Raw genomic sequence first — 20,602 nt, forward strand, 5'->3', positions numbered from 1 at the left:
GAATTCCTGATGTAATGATAAGTGACGAACAGTGCATAAGAGCGGACTTGCTGCAGGCTTGCAAGGCTATGGGCATTCCGTTAATAGCAACAAGCGACGCAGCAGCGAGAGGTTTGCCAGATGCGAGCGACTGGCCAGTCGAAAAGATCGTCAACGCTCTTGTCAGCGGAGAGCTGCCGGGTGTTTTCTTACCAGTGCCGGAGAAGGTTGGACAGGTTGCTCCGCTTGTTGCAGAGGCAATCTTCAAGAAGCACGGAGGGAACAGGAAGTACAAGTTCTTTGCAAATGACGAGGAGTTGTGGAATGAGATAAACAAGTGTACGCAGTGCATGAGCTGCGTTTTTACTTGCCCGCACAATCTGAGGATTGACCAAGGAATGGCTCACGCCCAAAAGACTAAGGATCTGAGCAAGCTTGCCAAGCTTGAAGAGCAGTGCATCGCTTGCGGCAAATGCGAGCAAGCGTGCCCGAAGAACATAAAGATAATCAACGTGATAATGGCGAGCAATTTCGACAGACTCTACAACAAGAAGGGCAAGATGAGGGTTGGAAGAGGCCCGATACAGGACACAGAAATAAGAAACGTCGGGCAGCCAATCGTCATGGGACAGATTCCCGGAGTTATCGCGGCAGTCGGTTGCGTTAACTATCCAGACGAAGCAAAGTCTTTGAGAGAGATTCTTGAGGAGTTCGTGAAGAGAAGGTACATCGTCGTCACTTCTGGCTGTCATGCCATGACTCTTGGAATGATAACGGATGAGGAAGGACAGACGCTTTACGAGAAAACTCCCGGAGATTTCGACGCTGGTGGACTTGCTAACGTTGGTAGCTGCGTTGCAAACAGCCACATAGCCGGAGCGGCGATAAAGATAGCGAACATCTTTGCGATGAGACCGCTAAGAGGAAACTACGCTGAAATAGCGGATTACGTTCTAAACAGAGTTGGTGCTGTTGGATTCAGCTGGGGACCGTACAGTCACAAAGCTGCCGCCATAGCTACCGGCTTTAACAGGCTTGGAGTGCCAGTAGTCGTTGGACCGCACGGAGCTAAGTATAGAAGGGCGTACCTTGGAAAGTACTTCAAGAAAGAAAAGTGGTGGGTCTACGACATAAAGACGAGGAGCAAGGTTCCGATAGAGCCGGCTCCGGATGCTTTGCTCGTTGCTGTTGAAACCAAGGAGGAAGCTATAGTGCAGCTCGCGAGACTCTGCATAAGACCGAACGACACGAGCTTGGGAAGGCAGATCAAACTAACGCACTACTTGGAGCTGAGCCAGAAGTATCTTGGAAAGCTCCCCGACGACTGGCACCTGTTCGTGAGAAGTGAAGCAGACTTGCCGTTAAAGATGAAAGATGAGCTACTCCACATCCTCGAAAGCGAGTACGGCTGGAAGATAGACTGGGACAAGAAGAAGATCTTAGAGGGACCAATCAGAAAGTACGACGCTGGATTCAATCCAACTATAGTTGAGGAGGTCTATGAAAAATACGCTGGAGAAAAACCCCCACAATAAATTTTTTGAGGTGATGTAAATGGCTGTTAAAAAAGAGGATAAGTTTCCGGTTGCAAGAAGGTATCAGATTGCGGATGTTCAAGTTAGCAGGGAGGCTACTGCGGTAAAGCCTCAGGTTGTAGTAAATTTGATAAAGAAAGCTAAGCATCCGGTTTTAATTACCGGCGGGCAGCTTCTTAAGGATGAGAAGCTTGTGGAAATAGCAGTCAAATTCTACGAGAAGGGTATTCCGATAATTGCTACTGGCGGATCGAGTAAGCCACTCATTGAGAAGGGCGTGAAGCCGCAGTCGGTAGTGTTCACACTTCACCAAGTAACTCAGTTCTTGCTTGACGAGGAGTGGAAAGGCTTCGACGGAAAAGGAAACTACGACTTAGTTCTCTTCATGGGCTTTCTGCCTTACTACCTCTCAAGAATGCTTTCAGCCCTGAAGCACTTCTCGAAGATTACCACCGTAGCTTTGGAGGAGTTTTATCAGCCTCATGCGAAATTTAGCTTCACGAATTTAACTGCCAATAAGGATATGTACTATTCCATGTTGGAGGAGATTGTAAACAACCTGTGAGGTGGTGAAAATGGCAGAAAGAAAAAGAGTTGAAGTTCCGGAAGGTGTTAAGAAGAAGGAAGTTTCAGGTGTGCCAGAATCTTTCCCCTTCGAGATTTCTCCGATGTTTGAAGGAGAGAGAGTCAGGAAAGGGGACATGTACGTAGAACTCGGCGGACCTTCTCAGCCGGGATTTGAGCTTGTCATAGCTTTGCCGAAGGATCAAGTGGAGGACATGAAGGTTACGTTAATTGGCCCAGATCTGGATGAGATGGAGGAAGGAAAAGCGTATCCTTATGCCATGATATACTACGTCGCCGGAGACCAGGTTGACAACGACCTTGAGCCGGTTATCGAAAGAAGAAACCACGACTTCCAGAACTACATTGAAGGATATATGCACCTAAACCAGAGGTACGACATTTGGATCAGAATAAGCAAGGGAGCCATAAAGAAGGGGCTCAAAAGCCTGACCGAGATAGCTCTTGCTACGATGTTCCTCTTCAAGAACGAGCTACCGTTTATCGAGAAAATCGAGGCAGTATACATCACAGACAAGGAATTGGTGGAGAAGCTTCTCAACGAGATGGCTATGCCGATTTACGAGGAAAGAGATGCGAGAGTTGAACAGCTCCACGATGAGGATGTGGAAGAGTTCTACTCATGCACCCTATGCCAGAGCTTCGCTCCGACGAACGTCTGCGTTATCAGCCCGGACAGACCGTCGCTTTGCGGAGCCATAACGTGGTTCGACGGAAGAGCTGCTGCGAGAGTCGATCCGGAAGGGCCGAACAGGGCTGTGCCAAAAGGAGAGTGTATCGACCCCATCGGCGGAGAGTACACTGGAGTTAACGAGTTCGCTAAAGAGGAGAGCGGAGGAGAGTACGACAGAATTAAGCTGCACAGCTTCTTCGAATATCCACATACGAGCTGCGGATGCTTCGAAGTTATCGGTTTCTACATGCCGGAAGTCGACGGAATCGGCTGGGTGCACAGAGGTTATCCGGATCCAGCTCCTAACGGTTTGACGTTCTCGACGATGGCTGGACAAACTGGAGGAGGAAAGCAAGTTGTAGGTTTTCTCGGAATTGGAATCGCTTACTTCAGAAGCAAGAAGTTCATTCAGGCAGATGGTGGTTGGTACAGAGTAGTTTGGATGCCCAAAGAGCTGAAGGAGAGAGTGCTGAAGTACATCCCGGAGGACATGAGGGACAAGATAGCAACTGAAGAGGATGCGAAGACGATAGAGGAGCTCAAGGAGTTCCTGAAGAAAGTGAACCACCCAGTTGTTACCGGAGTTGTTAGACCGGTTGACGGAAAGAAGATCACCGAGGGATGGAAGGAGGAGGAAGAGGAGAAAGTCGAAGAAGTGGTGGAGGAGAAGGCTGAAGAAGCAGCTCCAGCTGAAGCAGCTCAGCCTGCAGCTCAACCAGTTCAGCAGCCGATGATGCCAATGCAGCCAGTGCAAATGCCGGCTATACCTCAAATTCAGATGCCGCAGATCCAGCTACCTGCTGCTGGGCAACAGCCCGGAATTAAGCTTATAATCAAGGATGCTAAGATCATCATCGACAAAGTGATAATCAGGGGTAAGGAAGAGAAGAAAGGTGGGAAGTGATGGAAGAGAAAAAAGAAGAGAGAAAATTTATTAAAATCACTTTAAAAGGAGCTGAAATAAAAGTCAGTGAGGTCATTATAGAGGAGTAAAGCTATGATAATAGCTGTAACTGGAAAGGGTGGAACCGGGAAGACGATATTAGCTGCCCTTCTCACCCATTTTATTTCAAAGAAAACCAACAACGTTTTGGCTGTAGATGCAGACCCGGACAGTAATCTTCCCGATGCGTTGGGAGTATCTGAACTCGTAACTAAAACTCTCGGAGAAATCAGAGAAGTATTTCAAGAAAGCAGAGACGATATGGGAACTTTAAATAAAGAGCAGTGGCTTGAAGGAAAGATCTACAGCGAGGCGATTTGCGAATGCGATAACTTCGATTTGCTTGTGATGGGACGCCCAGAAGGAGAAGGCTGTTATTGCTTTGCTAACAACTTACTCAGAGGAGTGCTAAGAAAGCTCATGAGGCACTACGATTACATAATCATCGACAGCGAAGCTGGATTGGAGCATTTCAGCAGAAAAACGATAGAAGGAGCAGATTACATCATCGTCGTAACGGACATGTCTAAAAAAGGTTTGGCTACCGCTAAAAGAATTAAAGAACTCAGCGAAGAGCTCGAACTGAACTTCAAAGAGATTTACCTTGTCGGAAACAGAATTGCAAGTAAAGAGGCTGAAGAGACTATTAGAAAGTTCGCGGAAGATAACGGTTTGAAACTTCTTGAAATTTTGCCGTACGATGAAAAAATTGCTGAACTCGATTTGAAAGGGTTGCCCGTTACATTGCTTCCTGAAGATTCCGAATACATGAGGAAGGTTAAGAAGATTGCCGATCATTTTATCGAGTTGAGTGTAAAGGCGAGGTGAACTCGAATGGCGGAAAAATTCACTCTTGAGGAATTTTTTAACCTTCTTAAGAAGTATAACGTTGAGGAACTGGAAGGGGTAAGAATTGAGGGGGATCTGGAGATAGAGATAGAGCCCGGAGCTGCTGTAGACCCTAACACTATAAATGCGCTTTTAGCTTTAACTCAGTACGTAAACCTGATTCAGGAGTTTGGAAACTTCTTGTACCATGCGAACATGGCTTTGACTTACCTCCAGAGACTTTCGCAAGCTTTCGGAATTCAGCTGCCAGTAGCAGCCCCGCAGGTGCAAGTCCCTGAGGTAAAGCCCACAGTAGAAGTTCCGAAGATAAAGCTTCCAGAAAAGCTGAAAGAGGCGAAATTCGAGCCTTACAAAGTTGAATATCCCGGAAAGATTGAGGAGGTTACTCTTGGAGCTACGAGATCTGAAGGGGGAACGAGAGAAATCACGATCACGGTTGGAGGAGAAAGAAGTCTGGCATTTTACACCTTCGATGCTGAAATGCCTCACATGCCGGTAATAGCGATAGATGTTTTCGACAGAAGACCGATGCTTGCTAAAGCTGTGAGAGAGCATTACGAGGATGTCCTTGACGATCCAGCCGAATGGGCGAGGAAAGCTGTTAGGGAATTCGGAGCGGATTTAGTTACCCTCCACCTAATCAGCACGGATCCACTTTTAGAAGATAGACCGGCAAGCGAAGCAGCTAAAACAGTTGAGGAAGTTTTGCAGGCTGTGAAAGTTCCGCTTATAATTGGAGGAAGTGGAAACAAGGAGAAAGATCCGGAAGTGCTTGAGAAGGCAGCAGAAGTTGCGGAAGGGGAGAGGGTAATGCTCGCATCGGCAACTCTTGACATGGACTGGGAGAGGATTGGAAATGCTGCCAAGAAGTACGGGCATGTCGTGTTGAGCTGGACCCAGATGGACATAAACAACCAGAAGACTCTGAACAGGTATCTGCTGAAGAGAGTGGGAATTCCAAGGGACAGCCTAATAATGGACCCGACAACCGCAGCCCTCGGATACGGTTTGGATTACGCTTTCACCAACATGGAGAGAATAAGAATTAGTGGGTTGAGGGGAGATCAAGACTTGAACTTCCCGATATCGAGCGGAACCACCAACGCGTGGGGAGCGAGAGAGGCTTGGATGAAGGACTCGCCGATTGAAGAAGATACGCCATGGGGACCAAGAGAGTTGAGAGGGCCGATCTGGGAAATCGTCACTGGTTTAACTCTCGCCTTAGCTGGAGTTGACATCTTTATGATGATGCATCCGGGAGCTGTTGCAGTTCTCAAGGAGATAATGAACACTCTCGCCGGAAAAATTGCTGAGAAGGCGGATGAAAACGCTTGGATATCGATGGAGGGATGATGAATGAAGGTAAAAAGTCCCCTCGAAATTTATCGCTATCTTCCTCAAACGAACTGTGGTGAATGTGGTTACGACACATGCATGAGCTTCGCAGCCCAGATAATAGAGAGAACCGTGAAACCGACCGATTGTCCGCCACTTGTTAAGGAAGCCGAAAAGAATCCGAAGGTTAAGAAAAAGCTTGAAGAATTAATAGAAATAACATCTCCCGAAGTTAAAGAGGTTGTCATAGGAAAGGGTGACAACGCCGTAAAAATAGGTGGAGAAGACGTTCTCCACAGACACGAGTTAACGTTCTTCAACCCCACAGCCTTATTCTACGATGTCTGGGATACGTTGGATGATAAGGAGATAGACGAGAGGTGCAGCAAGGTTGTAGAGTACAGAAAGTTCTACGTGGGAGAATTCCTTACGCTTGACGGAATAGCTGTGAGGTGCACTTCTAACGACCCTAAGAGGTTTAGGGAAGTTGTGAAGAGGGTTGCCGGTTACGGGAAACCAATGATTCTCGTATCTCTAAATCCGGAATGCATGAGGGCTGCTTTAGAAGAAGTGGCTGAGGAAAGACCGCTAATTTATGCGGCAACGGAGGATAACTGGAAAGAATTCTTAGAGCTTGCCCTTGAGTTTAAAGTTCCGGTTGTTGTCAGAAGCAAGGATCTGAACAAGCTTAAGAGTTTGGCAGTTACTTTCAAAGAGGCTGGAGTGGAGGACATCGTTCTTGATCCGGTTACCGAGCCGATTGGCGAAGGGTTGAGGGGAACTTTCGAGAGGGTTATTCAGTTGAGAAGAACGGCGATACTCGGAGAGGACAAGGATGTGGCTTATCCTATAATGGTTACTCCAATAGCCGCTTGGGCTTTGGAGGCTGATGACGTTTCGAAGGCTTACTGGGAAACGGTGATTGCGAGTCTGTTTATAGTTAAGTATGGAGACGTCATGATCCTCCACTGCCTTGAGCCTTATGCAATAATGCCGATTGTAACGCTCAGATACAACATCTACACCGATCCGAGAACGCCGGTGCAAGTTGAGCCCGGATTGAGGGAGATAAACAACCCCTCTCCAGACGATCCGGTATTCATAACGACGAACTTCGCTTTAACCTACTATACTGTTGAAAGCGATCTAACAAGTGGAAACATCAAAGGATGGTTGCTCGTCCTTGACACCGAGGGACTTGGAGTTGAGGTCAGCGTCGCTGGAGGGCAGTTTACCGCTGCCAAAGTTAAGGATCTAATTAAGGAGACAAAAATCGAAGAAAAAGTCAATCATCGCTATCTGATAATTCCCGGATTGGCGGCAAGGCTTCAAGGAGCTATAGAAGACGAAACCGGCTGGAAGGTTTTAGTAGGTCCGATGGATTCGGGAAGGATAAAGGGCTGGCTTGAGCAGAACTGGCCACCTAAAGAAAAATAAACCCCTTCCATTTTTTCTCTTTCATGTATTTGCTGAGATGCATAGAGTGTGGGAGCGAATTCGATTCTGATTTTATATATCAGTGTAGCAAATGCAACGGATTGCTCGATGTTGTTTACGATTATTCGGAAATCAAACTGAATTTTGACGGAAAAAATCTGAGCGTTTGGAAGTACAAAGAGGCTCTTCCCGTTAGAACGGATCCAGTATCCTTGAGAGAAGGGGGAACACCTCTTTACAGAATAGAAAAGATAGAAAGCGGTGTTAAGACCCTCTTCGTCAAACACGAGGGATTGAACCCTTCTGGGTCTTTTAAAGACCGGGGAATGACAGTGGGAGTTACCAAAGCCATCGAGCTGAAAATGAGAACTGTCATCTGCGCATCTACTGGCAACACATCAGCTTCAATGGCGATGTATGCGGCTAAAGCTGGTTTGAAAGCAGTGGTGATACTTCCTTCTGGAAAAGTTGCCTTGGGAAAGCTTGCCCAAGCTTTAATGCACGGGGCTAAAGTTATAGCTATAAAGGACAACTTCGACAAAGCTTTGGAGATCGTGAAAAGCTTGGCCATGAGAAAATCTCTTTACCTTTTGAACTCCATAAATCCTTTCAGGCTTGAGGGTCAGAAAACCATAGCTTACGAAATTTACGACGAGCTTGGATTCGTTCCGGAAGCGATTTTCGTTCCGGTAGGAAATGCCGGAAACATCTCTGCGATTTACAAGGGATTTAAAGAACTCGTGGAGATGGGCTACACAGATGAAGTGCCGAGGATGATAGGGGTACAGGCTAAGGGAGCCAATCCAGTTTACAGGGCTTTTGTTAAGGGAAGCAAGGAAATCGAGCCAGTTAAAAATCCTGAAACGATTGCCACGGCTATAAGAATTGGCGCTCCGGTTAATGCTAAAAAAGCTTTGAGAGCGATATACGAATCTGGTGGAGCGGTGATAGAGGTTAGTGATGAGGAAATTGTCGAAGCTCAGAAGCTGCTTGCGGCCAAGGAGGGAATAGGAGTAGAGCCGGCAAGTGCTGCAAGCTTAGCTGGAGCGTTAAAATTTGAAGAAGAAATCGAGAGTGCGGTCTGCATAGCGACGGGCAATTTGCTTAAAGACCCGGACGAAGTTATAAGAGTTTGCGGAAAGCCAATTGAAGTGGAAGCAAATGTTGACGTTATAGAAAAGCTTCTTTGAACTCCATTTCAAACTTTTTCATTCTTTCACGGCTTCTCAGGAGTTTTTTGACGGCATATTCGTAATTTATTTTCAAAAAATTCTCATCAGCCATCTTGCCGTTCTCACTTACAACGACCTCCAATCTTTCCGGAGAAGCGATCTCGACGACCAACTTTTTGAAGGATATTAACCCGCTTCTCCTAAACCCAGCTTTCTTTGCGACACTCAAAATTTTTTCTGCAGATTCCAAATCCCTACAAGCTACGTGAACTATCGGTGGATGCATCATCAGCCATGTTGTTTTTCTCCCTCTCTTTACCGCTTTTAACACCTCGTCAAAATCTGGAGGGGAGTGCCATTTTCCGAGGAAAACGCTTTCCAGCTTCTCTCCAAAGCTTGGCATATCCATCACAGCTATTCTCCCAGCGCAGCTTGAGAGAGTGACGAAAACCTCAACGGAGTTTATCAATTCCAGCAAGTCCCTAATTTCTTCGTCCACTTCAGCTCTTTTGAACTCGGAAAGCTTTTCTTCTCTGAACTTCTCCCACATGGAGAAGTAGAAGGTTAGAAAATTTCAGCTTTTTGGAGAAGGTAGAGTGAAATTACTCCGACCAACATCGCTAAAAGGAGATTCCTGTTTTTTATGGAGATCAGCAAAACTATCAGAGCAGCTATGGTTTTTTCGTCGAACCTCATCACATCGGGGAAAACCAAGGCTGCGAATATCGACGGAGGGATGTACTTGATGTATCTGTTTTCGAGTTTAAAATCCTTGAGCATCGGCAAAGCCCTTGAGAAGTACGTCACGGCAAACATCCCAAGAATTACGATTAGCGCATCCATCTTTCCGCGACACCTCCGGCGAAACAGCCTATAAGTGAAGCGACGACAATGTTCCATCCACTCGGAAGAAAAACTGCAAAAACTCCGGCTGTTAAAGCTGCGATTAGATCACTTTTCTGCCTTACGCTCGAAACGAGAATTGATATGAAGAGGGCTGTTAAACCGAAGGGCAAAACTCTGCTAACGTCCTCTGGCAAAATCGTTCCGAAGAAAATACCCAACGCCGTCCCAGAAACCCATGCCAAGTAGCTGAAGAAGTTTAGCTGTAGATTGTACTTGTAATCTGCTTCGTTCTCCAAAAATCTTTTCGATGCTACGGCAAACGTCTCATCAGTTATGCCGAATGAGACGATTGCTCTTATTTTTCTGCTTATACCTCTGTAAAATCTTGCTAAGTAGCTGCTCATTAGCAGATGTCTCGAATTGACGAGAAAGGTCGTCAGGACTATTAAAGCTGAAGGGTTTTTGTTTGCTATCATCTGCAAAGCTATGAATTGAGCTGCTCCAGCAAAAACGAGAGCGGACATTAGGATTGCTTGAAAGCCCAAGTAGTCTTTTGCGATCATCCCGAAGGCTGTTGAGATGGAGAAGTAGCTTACAACTATCGGTAGAGAATCCTTGAAACTACGCATAACTTGAGTGTTCGCAAGCGATATAAAAAACTCTGGAAAAATATTAATTGGTCAACCTATACTCTTACTTTGTGAAGGAGGAAGTGAACGTATTTTTAGAGAGAGCTAAAAAATTTGAGGAACTTGCGAAAATCGCATTTGAAAAAAAGATGTACGATGTTGCTGCTTTCCACATCGAACAGTCTTTGCAGTTGTATCTAAAATACGTATTGGCCAAAGATGTAGGCTATTTCCCGAAGACGCACAACCTCAAGAAGCTTTTCGAATATGCATCGAATGTTGACAAGAAATTCGAAGAGTTTTACAGTAAAAATGAGATAATTCTGAAAGACATAGAAGATGCGTATATTCTTGCCAGATACCTCCCAAGAGATTACTCGGAGAATGAGGTTAAGAAAATGATTGACACACTGGAAAAATTTAAGGGGGAGTTTCGAAAATGGATATCGTCAAAAGATTGATTGCAGAAAAACAGAAGAGAAAGAAGTTTTTTGAAAATTACACCTACTACGCTAAAGAAATAAAGAAGATTGCGAGGAAGTACTTCAGCGATGCTAAAGTTTACGTTTTCGGCTCAGTTGTTAATGGAAGTTACCACGTGATGCTTTCCGACATAGATGCTGCTGTGGTGACTTCTAATTTCGATAAGGGGAAAGCTCTTGAACTTAAGATTGAAGTTGAGAGAAAATTGAGCGATGTTTTTCAGCTGCACGTTTTAAGCGAAAGGGAGTGGAAGTTCTACTTAAATTTCGTTAAAAGGTACGTTGAAGTTTAAAAAATTAAGAAAAGGCTGGAATAATCTCCTTTCCAATCAGCTGTATGGACTTCTTTTTATCCGGCCCTATCGGAGAGCCAGCAACAACCTGAGTGACTCCCGCTTTGGACAGCTCTTTTATTCTTTCGATCACATCTTCCGGAGTTCCGCTTATTGAAAAGCAGTCGATCATCTCATCCGTTACAGCTTTTCCGACTCCAGCCCAGTCCCCCTTCGTGAAGGCGTTGTTCAAAGCCTCTCTAACCTTGTTCACGTCCTCCATGCTTATTCCGTGCCTCTCGAAGATTACTTCCGGTGATCCGGCTACTATGAAAGCAACAACGATTCTTGCAGCGTTTCTCGCCTTGTCCCTATCCTTGTCAACGCTCATCGAAGCGTAAGCAACGACGTCAAATTCTTCCTTGCTCTTTCCGGCTTTGCTCAATCCAGCTTCGATGTTTTCTTTGGCAGCTTCAAAGTCTCTTGGGTGGGAGGCGTTTATCAAAACACCATCACCAAGCTCAGCTGCGAGTTGCAGCATTTTCGGACCCTGCGCTCCGATGTATATCGGGATGCTTCCGGCTTTGAAATCGAGCTTAGCCCCGTTCATTTTGAAGATTTCTCCTTCGTATTTAACTGGTTTTCCTGCATGAAGAGCTCTTATAATTTCGACAGCTTCCCTCATTCTTTTTAGCGGCTTCTCCCAGCTTATACCAATTCTCTCGAAGGTTACTTTGTCTCCGGCACCAATTCCGAGGACTGCTCTTCCACCGCTCAGCTCATTTATCGTTGCTATCGCTGAAGCTGTTAAAGCTGGTGAGATGTGGTAGGGGTTCGTAACTCCCGGACCGAGCTTTATTTTGTTCGTTTTCAGAGCAAGAACAGCCAGCATCGCGTAGACGTTTCTGTTGTTGTAGTGGTCGGTTATCCACGTGTACTCAAAACCGCTGTCCTCAGCGAGTTTCACGTAGTATTCGAGCTCGTAGTACTTCATGTTCGGCACAAATTCGATTCCGAACTTCATGTTACTCTCTCTGAGTTCAATAAGAAAATTTTTTCGATTTTATTCAATCGAAACTTCAATTTACTTTGTTGAAAACTGATATTTGAGATGAGGAAAACGAAGATCGTCGCAACGCTCGGCCCATCAAGCGAAAGTTATGAAGTGATTGAGAAGCTCGTTCAAGCTGGAATGGATGTTGCAAGGATTAACATGGCTTTTGGAAGTAAAAGATACCATTCCAAGCTTATCGAAGCAGTAAGGGAAGCGTCTGAAGAAGTGGGGAGGAACGTGGCAATTCTTGGCGATTTGTCTGGGGCGAAGATGAGGATAGGCGAATTAAAGCAGCCGTTGACTCTTCACAGGGGAGATAAAGTTTCGCTCGTGAAAAGTGAAAGTGAAGAAAGCAAGATTCCCGTTCCTCACAAGGAGTTCTTTGAAAATGTAAAACCGGGAGAAGTTATTTATCTGGCGGACGGTTCCGTAAAGCTTAAAGTCGTCGAAGTAAAAAGAAATGAGGTTATAGCTGAGGTTTTGGAGGGAGGAGTTTTAACGTCCTACAAGGGAATTAACTTTTCCGGAATGCAGAAGTTCGGTTTGACCGAAAAAGACATCAGAGATCTTGAATTTCTGCTTGAAAAGGAGGTTGAGTTAATAGCTCTCTCTTTTGTCTCCTCTAAGGAGGATGTCTTCAGGCTGAGAGAATACGCTGAAGACTCGACGATAATAGCGAAGATTGAAAGAAGAGAAGCTGTGAAAAATCTTGAAGAGATCGTGAAAGCGTCGGACGGAATAATGATCGCCAGAGGAGATTTGGGGGTTGAGCTGTCCATAGAGGAAGTGCCGGTGATTCAGAAGAGGGCGATTAAGCTCGCTAACGAGGAGGGAAAAATTGCCGTAACTGCTACGCAGATGCTCAAGTCGATGGTCGTTCAGAGGGAGCCGACAAGAGCTGAGGCAACTGATGTGGCTAATGCGGTTCTTGACGGAAGCGACGCTTTAATGCTTTCGGAGGAAACAGCAGCTGGGAAATACCCGGTGGAGGCTGTGAAAGTCATGGACAGGATAATCAGAAGGGCTGAATCAATCTACCCTTATCTGCGGGAAAGAAGTGTGAGGAGTGTATCGGAAGCAATAGCGAACTCGGCAGCCAGAATATCGGAAGAGTTGAAGGCTGAGGCTGTAATAGTCTTCACAAGAACGGGATCTTCAGCCGTTCAGATTTCGAGGTTTAGACCGAGATCGAAAATTTTGGTCGTCGCTCACGATAGTAGAACGCTCAGAAAACTTTCTATCGTTTGGGGTTGCTATCCTCTTTCTTCAATCCCTCCAAGCAGTAACGTTGACGAGCTAATCTCTGAGGTGATAAGTGTCGCCGTCGAGAGGAGATTGATTAAGAAAGAGAGTATCGTGGTGATAACTTCCGGAATGCCTTTCGGTGAGCCGGGAACTACGAATACGATAAAGGTTCTCAGAGTTGATGATGTGGTTTAATGTAGATGGATGAAAGGAAAAATAGCTCCAGTTATCGTTACCATCCAGAACAAGAAATAGGAGACGTTTGCTCGTTTGTAAACGCTAAAGTAAGAGGGGTGTTTTAGAACAACGTAAATCTCGGCGAGAATTTCCCAGAAGAAGAGCATGCCAACCGTAACGATTAGAACCTCTTTAAAGCTTGGTAGATTTAGAAAGGGTAAGTAGTAAATCAAAATTAACGGAAACGTCTGTACGTGACCGAATTCGTGAAGAACTTCGAGTTCGCCTCTATTCTTTTTGGATAGACTCCGTCTAAGAAAAAAATTTGCAATCTGGGGATGTTTGAAAAAACCAATTTTTGCTTGCCAGTTGTCCCAAACTGTTATTTCGAACTCAAGTCCGTGCCATGACTTTACTTTCCTTCTTTCGATTATCCTTTCGCTCATCTCCCATTAACCTCCGTCCTCAAGATCCTGTCTGGAAGTTCTTCAACTCTCGATTTTCACGCTACCAGAACTTTGCTCTGTCACCTTATTTTTTCTTTATTGGAGGAATGTAGTTCTTCATCAGCAGCGAATTCGTCACGACACTAACGCTGCTCATCGCCATAGCCAATCCAGCAAATTCGGGTTTGAAAACTATGCCGAAGATCGGGTAGAGAACACCTGCTGCTATCGGAATCAGGGATGTGTTGTAGATCATCGCCCAGAAGAGGTTTTGCTTTATTTTGCTCAAAGTTTTCTCGCTGAGCTGTATAGCTGCAACCACATCCTTCAAATCGTCTCGCATTAGAACTATATCTCCGCTTTCCAAAGCTATATCGGTTCCGCTTCCCATCGCTATTCCTAAATCCGCCTGAGCTAAGGCTGGAGCGTCGTTAATTCCGTCTCCGACAAAAGCTACGATTTCTCCCTTCTCCTGCAGTTTCTTCACTTCTTCAGCCTTTTGATGGGGAAGAACTTCGGCAAGAACTTCATCAATTCCGAGTTTTCTTGCAATCGCTTCAGCTGTCCTTCTATTATCTCCCGTCATCATAGCCACTTTTTTACCCATTTTGTGGAGTTCTTCGATAGCCTCCCTTGCGGACTCTTTAATGGTGTCTGCTATTCCGATAACTCCCACTATTCTGCCGTTGGATGCCACGAGAATCGCTGTCTTTGCATCTTCCTCCAACTTCCTCAGAACTTCTTCCACTTTTCCATCGAAACTCAAGCCTTTTTCGATCATCAGCTGTCTACTGCCAACTAAAATCCTATCTCCGTTCAGAGAAGCCTCTACACCTTTACCTACTAAAACTTCGAACTTCTCTGGTTCTTCGATCTCAACCCCTTCGCTTTCCGCTTTCTTCACTATCGCTTCAGCAAGGGGGTGTTCGCTTCTTTTTTCTGCGCTTGCCGCAATTTTCAGAACCTCTCTTTCTCCTCCGTCGGAAAAAGCTATGATGTCCGTTACTTCCGGTTTTCCTTTGGTTAACGTTCCCGTTTTGTCGAATACAACAACGCTAACTTTTCTTGCTATCTCCAAAGCTTCTCCGTTCTTTATCAATATACCGAGCTCAGCTCCCTTTCCCATTCCCACCGTTAATGCTGTTGGAGTGGCTAATCCAAAGGCGCAGGGGCAGGCTATAACTAAAACAGCTACGAGTGTCGTGAATGCGAAGAGCGCTGGAGCTTTAGCTATAAAGTACCAGTAAATGAATGAGCCTATCGCTATGCTTAAAACTACTGGAATGAAGTAGGCGACGATTTTGTCAGCCAGTCTTTGTATCGGAGGTTTGCTCCCCAAAGCCTCTTCGACGAGCTTTATTATTTGAGCGAGGAGAGTTTCGCTACCGACTCTCGTTGCTTTTATCTTCAAGACGCTGTTCTTGTTTATAGTCCCTCCTATAACCTCATCTCCAGCTTTTTTCAAGTTCGGAATAGGTTCGCCGGTGATCATCGATTCGTCAACGTAGCTTTCTCCCTCCATCACTATTCCATCAACCGGAATCTTTTCTCCGGGCTTTACTATTACTACATCGCCGACTTTTACCTCTCCGACATCCACTTTTATTTCTCTTCCATCCCTAACGACCGTGGCTGTTTTAGCTTGCAAGCCTATAAGCTTCTTTATAGCTTCGCTCGTCTTTCCCTTGGCTATGGCTTCGAGGGTTCTGCCAAGGAGTAAGAATGCTAAAAGTAAAACTGCGGTTTCGTAAAATAGGTAATCTTCCGGAAGAAAGCCGAGGGTCGTGAATACGCTTGCCGTAAATGCTGAACCGACACCAAGGGAGTACATTACGTCCATGTTAAGGTTTTTGTGCCTGAGTGATCTGATTGCCGAGAGAAACATGTCCTTGCCAGAATAAACCATCACCGGAGCTGCGAGTAGGAATTGCACCACGCCGATTAAATCTTTTTCAAGGGGAACGTTGAAGCCAACGAATTTTCCGTATTGGATAACGAGTAGGATCGAACCAATTACGGCTGCAAAAGCCAACTTCTTCTTTAAAACCCTAACATGATCTTCTCTTTCGACTTTTTCCTCTTCGCTAACCCCAAGAAATCTGTAACCGACCTCCTCTATAGCTTTCCTTATCTCTTCTAAACTTGTTTCTTCGGGGACAAAAACAACCTTAGCCGTTTCGGTAGCTAAGTTAACCGATGCGCTTTTCACTCCGGGAAGGTTTGATAAAGCACTTTCGATTGTTTTTGCACAAGCTGAACAAGTCATCCCACCGATTTTAACGTTAACGACTTTTTCAGGTAATTCGACCCCGTATCCAGCCTTTTCAACTTTTTCTGCGATTTCTTTGATACTAACATCTTTTTCCAACTCTATAACAGCACTTTCGTCTGCTAAATTGACTTTTACTTCCTTTACTCCTTCCACTTCCTTCAAAACCGACTCAACAACTCTTGCGCAGCTCGCACAACTCATTCCTGTAATCTTAACCTTCTTAACTTTACCACTCATCATACAGTCTACGTTAAAAGCTTAGATATACCTCTCCTTTAACGAATTGTTAAGTTGCGCGAAAAAATTTTTAACTATTTTAGAGTTGTGAAACCGTGGACGAGTACGATTTGAAAATCCTGAACATTCTAAGGGAGAATGCGAGAACTCCTCTATCGGAAATAGCTAAAATGGTAGGTTTGAGCAGGCAGACTGTGAAGAGCAGAATAGAAAAGCTCGAAAAGGAAGGGGTGATAAGGAAATACACAATTGAAGTCGCAAGGGATTTTGAAAACGAGGTAGTTCTTCTTGTGGAGGAGGATGACGTTAGAAGGATTCTTGAAGTCGAAAGGGTAGCGGAAGTTCTCAGAGTGGCGAGCAACAAGTTTTTGGTGAGGTTGAAAGCCGAAAATCTCGAAGAGGTCAAGGAATTCGTTAAAAACTGGAAGATACTCGATTCTTACATAGTTTTTGAAAAGTGGAAGAAGGATGAAGATGTGATATCCGTCGTAAGCTTTAGGTGCGATTACTGCGGGAAGAAGCTTGTGGATAAACCTATCGTGTACAAATACCACAACAGAGTTTATTTCCTCTGCTGCAAAACGTGTTTGGAGGAATTCAAAAAATTGGTGTAAAATTAGATCACGCCCTCTTTTTTCAGTCTCTCCATCTCTTTATCATCCAAGCCAAGCAGCTTCCTGTAAATTAAGGAGTTGTCTTCTCCGACTTTCCTTCCCAACCATTTAACCCTCGGCGGCGTTTCGCTCATTTTTTGACATACCCCTTGAACGATCATCTCTTTCCCGTCACCTCTAATTTTAATCAAAGCTCCCCTCTCGTACCAGTGTTCGAATTCGACGGTCTCTATCGGTTTTAAAACCTCTCCAGCAACGGTTACACCTTCTCCTTTGTAAGATAGCCAGATCTCAAGGAGCTCTTTTCTTGTGTGCTGCATGGTGAACTTCTCTATCTCCCTCGTCATCGGAATCCAGTTTTTAGGATTCGTTCTATCCTTTATCGTCGGATACTTCTCCACGAGATCTTCTCTTCCGATTATTGTGCAAAGGGCTTTCCAGTTCGGGTCTGTGTAGCCGGCTATGAATACCATTCCGTCTTTTGCTCTGAAGTAGTTGTAGGCGTAGGCTGCTGGTTCAAAATTTCCGCTCCTCTCTATGACCTTCCCCGTTAGGTGGTAGAAGTGGAGGGCGTAGTTGTTCAAACACATTAAAGCTTCAGCCGGACTTAAGTCAATCATGCACCCTTCTCCATTCCTATCTCTCGAAATTAACGCTGCAAGTATCGAGAGTGCTGCAAAAGCTCCCCCCGCATACCAACCCATCCAGTTACCCATCTTGGTTGGCACTCTCGTGTGCTCCGGAAACTCTTCGTAATCCTCTGGAATTCCAGTTGTGTAGGCAAATCCACTCATAGCCTGGGCTATAACATCGTAATCTCCGAAGCTAAACCCTTTTTCGTAACCGTGGGTGTGTATGGAGCAGTAGATCAGCATGGGATTGATTTTCTTCAAGCTCTCGTAATCTATTCCTATTCTTTCCGCATAGTCCCTTGGAAATGTGTGGATAAGAACATCGCTCTTTTCAACAATCTTTTCGAAGATTTCAACACCCTTCTCTTTTTCCAGATTCAGAGTGATATGGTACTTGTTCCTGCTTTCTACAAAGTAAGCTAAACCTTGGTCGAAAACCTTCAGATTTTCGGGAGAGTACTTCCTCGCTATATCTCCTTCCGGCGGCTCTATCCTTATAACCTCCGCCCCCATCTCGGCTAATAGCGAAGAAGCAAACAATCCTGCGAAGCTTCCGTAGCTGATGTCTATTACTCTAACACCCTCAAGGACTTCGGGTTTTTGAGGAGAATCTTTAGGATCAGTTATTCTTTTGGCTATTTCGTTCCACTCCATCTCCACCACCTCAGTAGAAAGCTTTGTCCTCCTTTCCTTCCGGTGGGGCTGTAGTTGGAATTCTTTCGTCCCATTTCCCTATGACTTCCTTTTCGTATAGCAGTCTAAGCTCCTCCTCGGGCAATCCGAGGATCCTTCTGAAAACGTGCTCGTTGTCAAAGCCAACCGGGCGCATGCTCCAGAGAACCTTCAGATCGGCATTTGAGAAGTGTAAGGCAAATGGATAGCAGAGTTCTTCGTATATCGGGTCGAAGAATATCTGAACAGCATTCCTCTTCCTGTAGTGTTCACTTTCGTATATGTTCTTTGAGTTCATAACTCTTGAAGCTGCAAAACCGCTTTCCTCAGCCTTTCTCAAAATCTCCTCAACGCTCTTGTTTTTAGCCCAATCTTCGATAGCGTTGTAAATTTCCTCAGAGTTCTCAACTCTCTTCTCGTAGTTTACGAACTTCTCTAAGTCTTCTCTACCGATGGCTTTGCATAGAGCCAAGTATTCATCCTCTCTCACGGCAGCTATAGCCACGAAACCGTCTTTTGCTCTTGCTATACAGGAAACCACTACAGCTGGATCTCTGTTTCCGTATCTTTTTCTATTCTCTCCGGTTAACGAAATATACAGCCAAGTCCAGTCCATTGCTCTCATCAAAACCTCTGCCTGACTCATATCTATGAACTGACCTTTTCCACTCTTGTTTCTCCAGTAGAGAGCGGCTAACGTCGTAAAAGCTGCTATGGTTCCGCTGAGAAAATCTCCTATCCACGCTTGGGATTTCACGGGGATTGCCTCTTCGAATCCGGTTATTTCAGCCAATCCCGTTATCCCCTGAGCGTAGGCATCGTAGCTTGGTCTTTCCCAAAGCTCGCCCCAGTTCCCAAAGCCTTGCATGCTCACGTAGATAAGCCTTGGGTTTATTTCGCTGAGCTGTCTGTAGCCTATTCCCCACCTGTCGAAAGTTCCTGGCTTAAAGTTCTCCATCAAAACGTCACATCTTGCGGCTAATTTCCTTATCAACTCTCTTCCCTCTTCTTTTCTCATGTCTATAGCCACGAAGTACTTGTTTGCGTTGCAACACATCATCCCCGGAGAAAGATTTCTTGGAAAAACACCTCCCGGAGAAACGAGTCTAATCAAAGTGTCTCCGCTTTTCGGCATTTCCACATGAATTACTTCGGCTCCAAGCAGAGCCAAGAGTGTTGCCGCCCAAGGCCCGTAGATAATCCTCGTCACGTCAAGAACCCGCACACCTTCGAGGGGCAATTTCTTCATGTTAAATTGTTAGAATTCCAAGTATTTATTCCTTACATCTCCACGATCTCATCCTGAATGATCTTGAAAGCTAAGAGGGGTGGAAGTTGTGGGAATATGCTGTGGAGAATTTCCACCTCGTATTCTCTTCTTCCCATATTGTAAGGCTTTTCCAACCTTCTAACGCTCAGCACGAGATCGAAAAGGTAGGCGATGCTTTCGTTAACCCTCGACATCACAGGAATCAGCGTAACTCCCCTGAAGTTTCCGATAGACGAAATAAACTTCTCGAAATTCTCAAGAAAAGTTTTCTCTCCGCAGATTCTGTAAAACAGAAACATTCCGTCGTATATAATCAGAGCTCTTTCATCCAATTTCTTGACAGTGGTTGCAAGATCGTGGAATATCCCTTCTATGTCGTTTGTCATCTCGATGTAAGCGAAAAGGTTGTTGTTGAAGACTTCTCTGCTCCTACCGATTTTTATTGCTTTAACGCTCTCCAAAACTTCTCCGAATTCTTCGTCAGCTTTCGAAAGGTTCTCGAAGAACTTTTTTGTCCTTCTATCGTTCATGTCCGTGAAAATTACGTAGTATATCTCATTGTTTTTAAAGAGCTTCATCATCTCTTTTATGATCATTCCAACTCCATAGCTATCATCGTAAATCAAGCCTATCGAGTTGCTTACCGCAAATTCAACGAACTCTTTAAACTTCACGTAAAGAAATCTGTTAGTCATAGTACTTTAATTTTTTCAATTGGTAATGGCATACTCAAACTCTGATGCTTTGTCGAAAAGATGGGGCTTGAAGCTGAAGGAGAAGGGAGCTTTTCGGTGGCAAAAATTATATATTGAGTGATCGAGCAAATCGAGTTCAGGAGGTGTAACGATGATCTGGCAGGGTAGAAGTAGGAGGAAGCCGACGGGAGGTTTGTACAAGCCGCACAGGAAAAAGAGAAAGTACGAGCTGGGAAGGGAGCCCGTAGAAACTCACGTAGGGGAGAGAAAGATAAAGAAGGTTAGAGTTAGGGGTGGCAACTACAAGATAAAGCTCTTCGCCGACAAATACGCTAACGTTTACGTTCCTTCAGAAGGGAAAGTTGTGAGGGTGGAAATTGAGAGCGTCGTTGAAAACAAGGCTCACATGCACTACGCAAGGAGAAACGTAATAACCAAGGGTGCCATAATCAAAACGAGCATCGGACTTGCGAAGGTGACGAATAGGCCGAGTCAGGAAGGAGTAATAAATGCTGTCCTTATAGAACAAGCCAGCTAAAAAATTTAAGGTA

General features: G+C 45.1%; 21 protein-coding genes. 12 read left to right on the forward strand and 9 right to left on the reverse strand.

Annotated features, from left to right (window positions below):
* From cdhA to thrC, 7 genes are all read left to right on the forward strand, one after another.
* The coding region (gene cdhA, locus F7C14_RS05305) for a CO dehydrogenase/acetyl-CoA synthase complex subunit alpha (protein WP_290900592.1) at positions 1-1,514 on the forward strand (1,514 nt) is incomplete at its 5' end.
* A 19-nt stretch (positions 1,515-1,533) separates the two neighbouring features.
* Positions 1,534-2,079: a CO dehydrogenase/acetyl-CoA synthase complex subunit epsilon gene (gene cdhB / locus F7C14_RS05310; protein ID WP_290900594.1), complete on the forward strand. Its 546-nt coding sequence runs from the start codon at positions 1,534-1,536 to the stop codon at positions 2,077-2,079.
* A gap of 10 nt (positions 2,080-2,089) precedes the next feature.
* On the forward strand, positions 2,090-3,676 hold the full coding sequence (gene cdhC / locus F7C14_RS05315) for a CO dehydrogenase/CO-methylating acetyl-CoA synthase complex subunit beta (protein WP_290900596.1): 1,587 nt from the start codon (positions 2,090-2,092) through the stop codon (positions 3,674-3,676).
* Positions 3,677-3,769: 93 nt separating this feature from the next.
* Positions 3,770-4,543, forward strand: coding sequence for an AAA family ATPase (locus tag F7C14_RS05320; protein ID WP_290900598.1), 774 nt, complete (start codon positions 3,770-3,772; stop codon positions 4,541-4,543).
* Between the two features lie 6 nt (positions 4,544-4,549).
* The gene (cdhD, locus tag F7C14_RS05325; protein ID WP_290900601.1) at positions 4,550-5,917 is read left to right on the forward strand and encodes a CO dehydrogenase/acetyl-CoA synthase subunit delta; all 1,368 of its coding nucleotides are present in this window, start codon (positions 4,550-4,552) and stop codon (positions 5,915-5,917) included.
* Positions 5,918-5,920: 3 nt separating this feature from the next.
* Positions 5,921-7,336 carry an acetyl-CoA decarbonylase/synthase complex subunit gamma gene (gene acsC, locus F7C14_RS05330; protein ID WP_290900603.1) on the forward strand — a complete coding sequence of 472 codons (1,416 nt, stop codon included), beginning with the start codon at positions 5,921-5,923 and terminating at the stop codon, positions 7,334-7,336.
* 23 nt (positions 7,337-7,359) lie between these two features.
* Positions 7,360-8,526, forward strand: coding sequence for a threonine synthase (thrC, locus tag F7C14_RS05335; RefSeq protein WP_290900605.1), 1,167 nt, complete (start codon positions 7,360-7,362; stop codon positions 8,524-8,526).
* On the opposite strand, the gene F7C14_RS05340 is transcribed toward thrC, so the two are convergent.
* Genes F7C14_RS05340 through F7C14_RS05350 form a run of 3 tightly spaced genes read right to left on the reverse strand, consistent with a single transcriptional unit; the run spans position 8,507 to position 9,983 of the window.
* Positions 8,507-9,058 (reverse strand): hypothetical protein, encoded by a 552-nt coding sequence (locus F7C14_RS05340; protein ID WP_290900607.1) that lies wholly within the window; start codon positions 9,056-9,058, stop codon positions 8,507-8,509. The two genes, thrC and F7C14_RS05340, sit on opposite strands and share 20 nt — an antisense overlap.
* A gap of 14 nt (positions 9,059-9,072) precedes the next feature.
* The gene (locus F7C14_RS05345) at positions 9,073-9,351 is read right to left on the reverse strand and encodes an AzlD domain-containing protein (protein WP_290900609.1); all 279 of its coding nucleotides are present in this window, start codon (positions 9,349-9,351) and stop codon (positions 9,073-9,075) included.
* Positions 9,339-9,983 (reverse strand): AzlC family ABC transporter permease, encoded by a 645-nt coding sequence (locus F7C14_RS05350; RefSeq protein ID WP_290900612.1) that lies wholly within the window; start codon positions 9,981-9,983, stop codon positions 9,339-9,341. The genes F7C14_RS05345 and F7C14_RS05350 overlap by 13 nt, the downstream gene beginning before the upstream one ends.
* A gap of 71 nt (positions 9,984-10,054) precedes the next feature.
* On the opposite strand from F7C14_RS05350, the gene F7C14_RS05355 reads away from it, so the two are divergent.
* Positions 10,055-10,444, forward strand: coding sequence for a HEPN domain-containing protein (locus F7C14_RS05355; protein ID WP_290900615.1), 390 nt, complete (start codon positions 10,055-10,057; stop codon positions 10,442-10,444).
* Positions 10,423-10,758: a nucleotidyltransferase domain-containing protein gene (locus tag F7C14_RS05360; protein ID WP_290900617.1), complete on the forward strand. Its 336-nt coding sequence runs from the start codon at positions 10,423-10,425 to the stop codon at positions 10,756-10,758. Before F7C14_RS05355 ends, F7C14_RS05360 begins: the two co-directional genes overlap by 22 nt.
* 4 nt (positions 10,759-10,762) lie before the next feature.
* On the opposite strand, the gene mer is transcribed toward F7C14_RS05360, so the two are convergent.
* Complete coding sequence (gene mer, locus F7C14_RS05365; protein WP_290900620.1) at positions 10,763-11,761, reverse strand: 5,10-methylenetetrahydromethanopterin reductase; 999 nt, start codon at positions 11,759-11,761, stop codon at positions 10,763-10,765.
* Positions 11,762-11,848: 87 nt separating this feature from the next.
* On the opposite strand from mer, the gene pyk reads away from it, so the two are divergent.
* Positions 11,849-13,231, forward strand: a complete 1,383-nt coding sequence (gene pyk, locus F7C14_RS05370; RefSeq protein WP_290900623.1) for a pyruvate kinase — start codon at positions 11,849-11,851, stop codon at positions 13,229-13,231.
* Here pyk and F7C14_RS05375 read toward each other — a convergent pair.
* Both F7C14_RS05375 and F7C14_RS05380 read right to left on the reverse strand, forming a co-directional pair.
* Entirely contained in the window at positions 13,228-13,659 is a 432-nt protein-coding gene (locus tag F7C14_RS05375) for a hypothetical protein (RefSeq protein ID WP_290900626.1), read from the reverse strand. The two genes, pyk and F7C14_RS05375, sit on opposite strands and share 4 nt — an antisense overlap.
* A gap of 85 nt (positions 13,660-13,744) precedes the next feature.
* Entirely contained in the window at positions 13,745-16,168 is a 2,424-nt protein-coding gene (locus F7C14_RS05380) for a heavy metal translocating P-type ATPase (protein WP_290900628.1), read from the reverse strand.
* Positions 16,169-16,263: 95 nt separating this feature from the next.
* Between F7C14_RS05380 and F7C14_RS05385 the strand changes: the two genes are divergently transcribed.
* Entirely contained in the window at positions 16,264-16,782 is a 519-nt protein-coding gene (locus tag F7C14_RS05385) for a winged helix-turn-helix transcriptional regulator (protein WP_290900631.1), read from the forward strand.
* A 2-nt stretch (positions 16,783-16,784) separates the two neighbouring features.
* Here F7C14_RS05385 and F7C14_RS05390 read toward each other — a convergent pair whose 3' ends face one another.
* Genes F7C14_RS05390 through F7C14_RS05400 form a run of 3 tightly spaced genes read right to left on the reverse strand, consistent with a single transcriptional unit; the run spans position 16,785 to position 20,030 of the window.
* Positions 16,785-18,068: a CoA transferase gene (locus F7C14_RS05390; RefSeq protein WP_290900633.1), complete on the reverse strand. Its 1,284-nt coding sequence runs from the start codon at positions 18,066-18,068 to the stop codon at positions 16,785-16,787.
* Positions 18,069-18,078: 10 nt separating this feature from the next.
* Positions 18,079-19,335, reverse strand: coding sequence for a CoA transferase (locus tag F7C14_RS05395; protein ID WP_290900636.1), 1,257 nt, complete (start codon positions 19,333-19,335; stop codon positions 18,079-18,081).
* 32 nt (positions 19,336-19,367) lie between these two features.
* On the reverse strand, positions 19,368-20,030 hold the full coding sequence (locus tag F7C14_RS05400; RefSeq protein WP_290900639.1) for a hypothetical protein: 663 nt from the start codon (positions 20,028-20,030) through the stop codon (positions 19,368-19,370).
* Positions 20,031-20,202: 172 nt separating this feature from the next.
* Here F7C14_RS05400 and F7C14_RS05405 point away from each other — a divergent pair, with 172 nt between their 5' ends.
* Positions 20,203-20,589: a 30S ribosomal protein S8e gene (locus tag F7C14_RS05405; RefSeq protein WP_290900641.1), complete on the forward strand. Its 387-nt coding sequence runs from the start codon at positions 20,203-20,205 to the stop codon at positions 20,587-20,589.
* Positions 20,590-20,602 lie beyond the last annotated feature (13 nt).

Origin of the sequence: Ferroglobus sp., assembly GCF_015521575.1 — an archaeon.
GTDB lineage: Archaea > Halobacteriota > Archaeoglobi > Archaeoglobales > Archaeoglobaceae > Ferroglobus.

Bases quoted from the DNA above. Each gene is read 5' to 3' on its own strand.
- mer (WP_290900620.1), bottom strand. From the start codon at position 11,761: ATGAAGTTCGGAATCGAATTTGTGCCGAACATGAAGTACTACGAGCTC.
- F7C14_RS05405 (WP_290900641.1), top strand. From the start codon at position 20,203: ATGATCTGGCAGGGTAGAAGTAGGAGGAAGCCGACGGGAGGTTTGTAC.
- cdhC (WP_290900596.1), top strand. From the start codon at position 2,090: ATGGCAGAAAGAAAAAGAGTTGAAGTTCCGGAAGGTGTTAAGAAGAAG.
- F7C14_RS05395 (WP_290900636.1), bottom strand. From the start codon at position 19,335: ATGAAGAAATTGCCCCTCGAAGGTGTGCGGGTTCTTGACGTGACGAGG.
- F7C14_RS05380 (WP_290900628.1), bottom strand. From the start codon at position 16,168: ATGAGTGGTAAAGTTAAGAAGGTTAAGATTACAGGAATGAGTTGTGCG.
- F7C14_RS05345 (WP_290900609.1), bottom strand. From the start codon at position 9,351: ATGGATGCGCTAATCGTAATTCTTGGGATGTTTGCCGTGACGTACTTC.
- cdhB (WP_290900594.1), top strand. From the start codon at position 1,534: ATGGCTGTTAAAAAAGAGGATAAGTTTCCGGTTGCAAGAAGGTATCAG.
- F7C14_RS05340 (WP_290900607.1), bottom strand. From the start codon at position 9,058: ATGTGGGAGAAGTTCAGAGAAGAAAAGCTTTCCGAGTTCAAAAGAGCT.
- F7C14_RS05360 (WP_290900617.1), top strand. From the start codon at position 10,423: ATGGATATCGTCAAAAGATTGATTGCAGAAAAACAGAAGAGAAAGAAG.
- pyk (WP_290900623.1), top strand. From the start codon at position 11,849: ATGAGGAAAACGAAGATCGTCGCAACGCTCGGCCCATCAAGCGAAAGT.
- F7C14_RS05375 (WP_290900626.1), bottom strand. From the start codon at position 13,659: ATGAGCGAAAGGATAATCGAAAGAAGGAAAGTAAAGTCATGGCACGGA.
- F7C14_RS05320 (WP_290900598.1), top strand. From the start codon at position 3,770: ATGATAATAGCTGTAACTGGAAAGGGTGGAACCGGGAAGACGATATTA.
- F7C14_RS05350 (WP_290900612.1), bottom strand. From the start codon at position 9,983: ATGCGTAGTTTCAAGGATTCTCTACCGATAGTTGTAAGCTACTTCTCC.
- cdhD (WP_290900601.1), top strand. From the start codon at position 4,550: ATGGCGGAAAAATTCACTCTTGAGGAATTTTTTAACCTTCTTAAGAAG.
- F7C14_RS05390 (WP_290900633.1), bottom strand. From the start codon at position 18,068: ATGGAGTGGAACGAAATAGCCAAAAGAATAACTGATCCTAAAGATTCT.
- thrC (WP_290900605.1), top strand. From the start codon at position 7,360: ATGTATTTGCTGAGATGCATAGAGTGTGGGAGCGAATTCGATTCTGAT.
- acsC (WP_290900603.1), top strand. From the start codon at position 5,921: ATGAAGGTAAAAAGTCCCCTCGAAATTTATCGCTATCTTCCTCAAACG.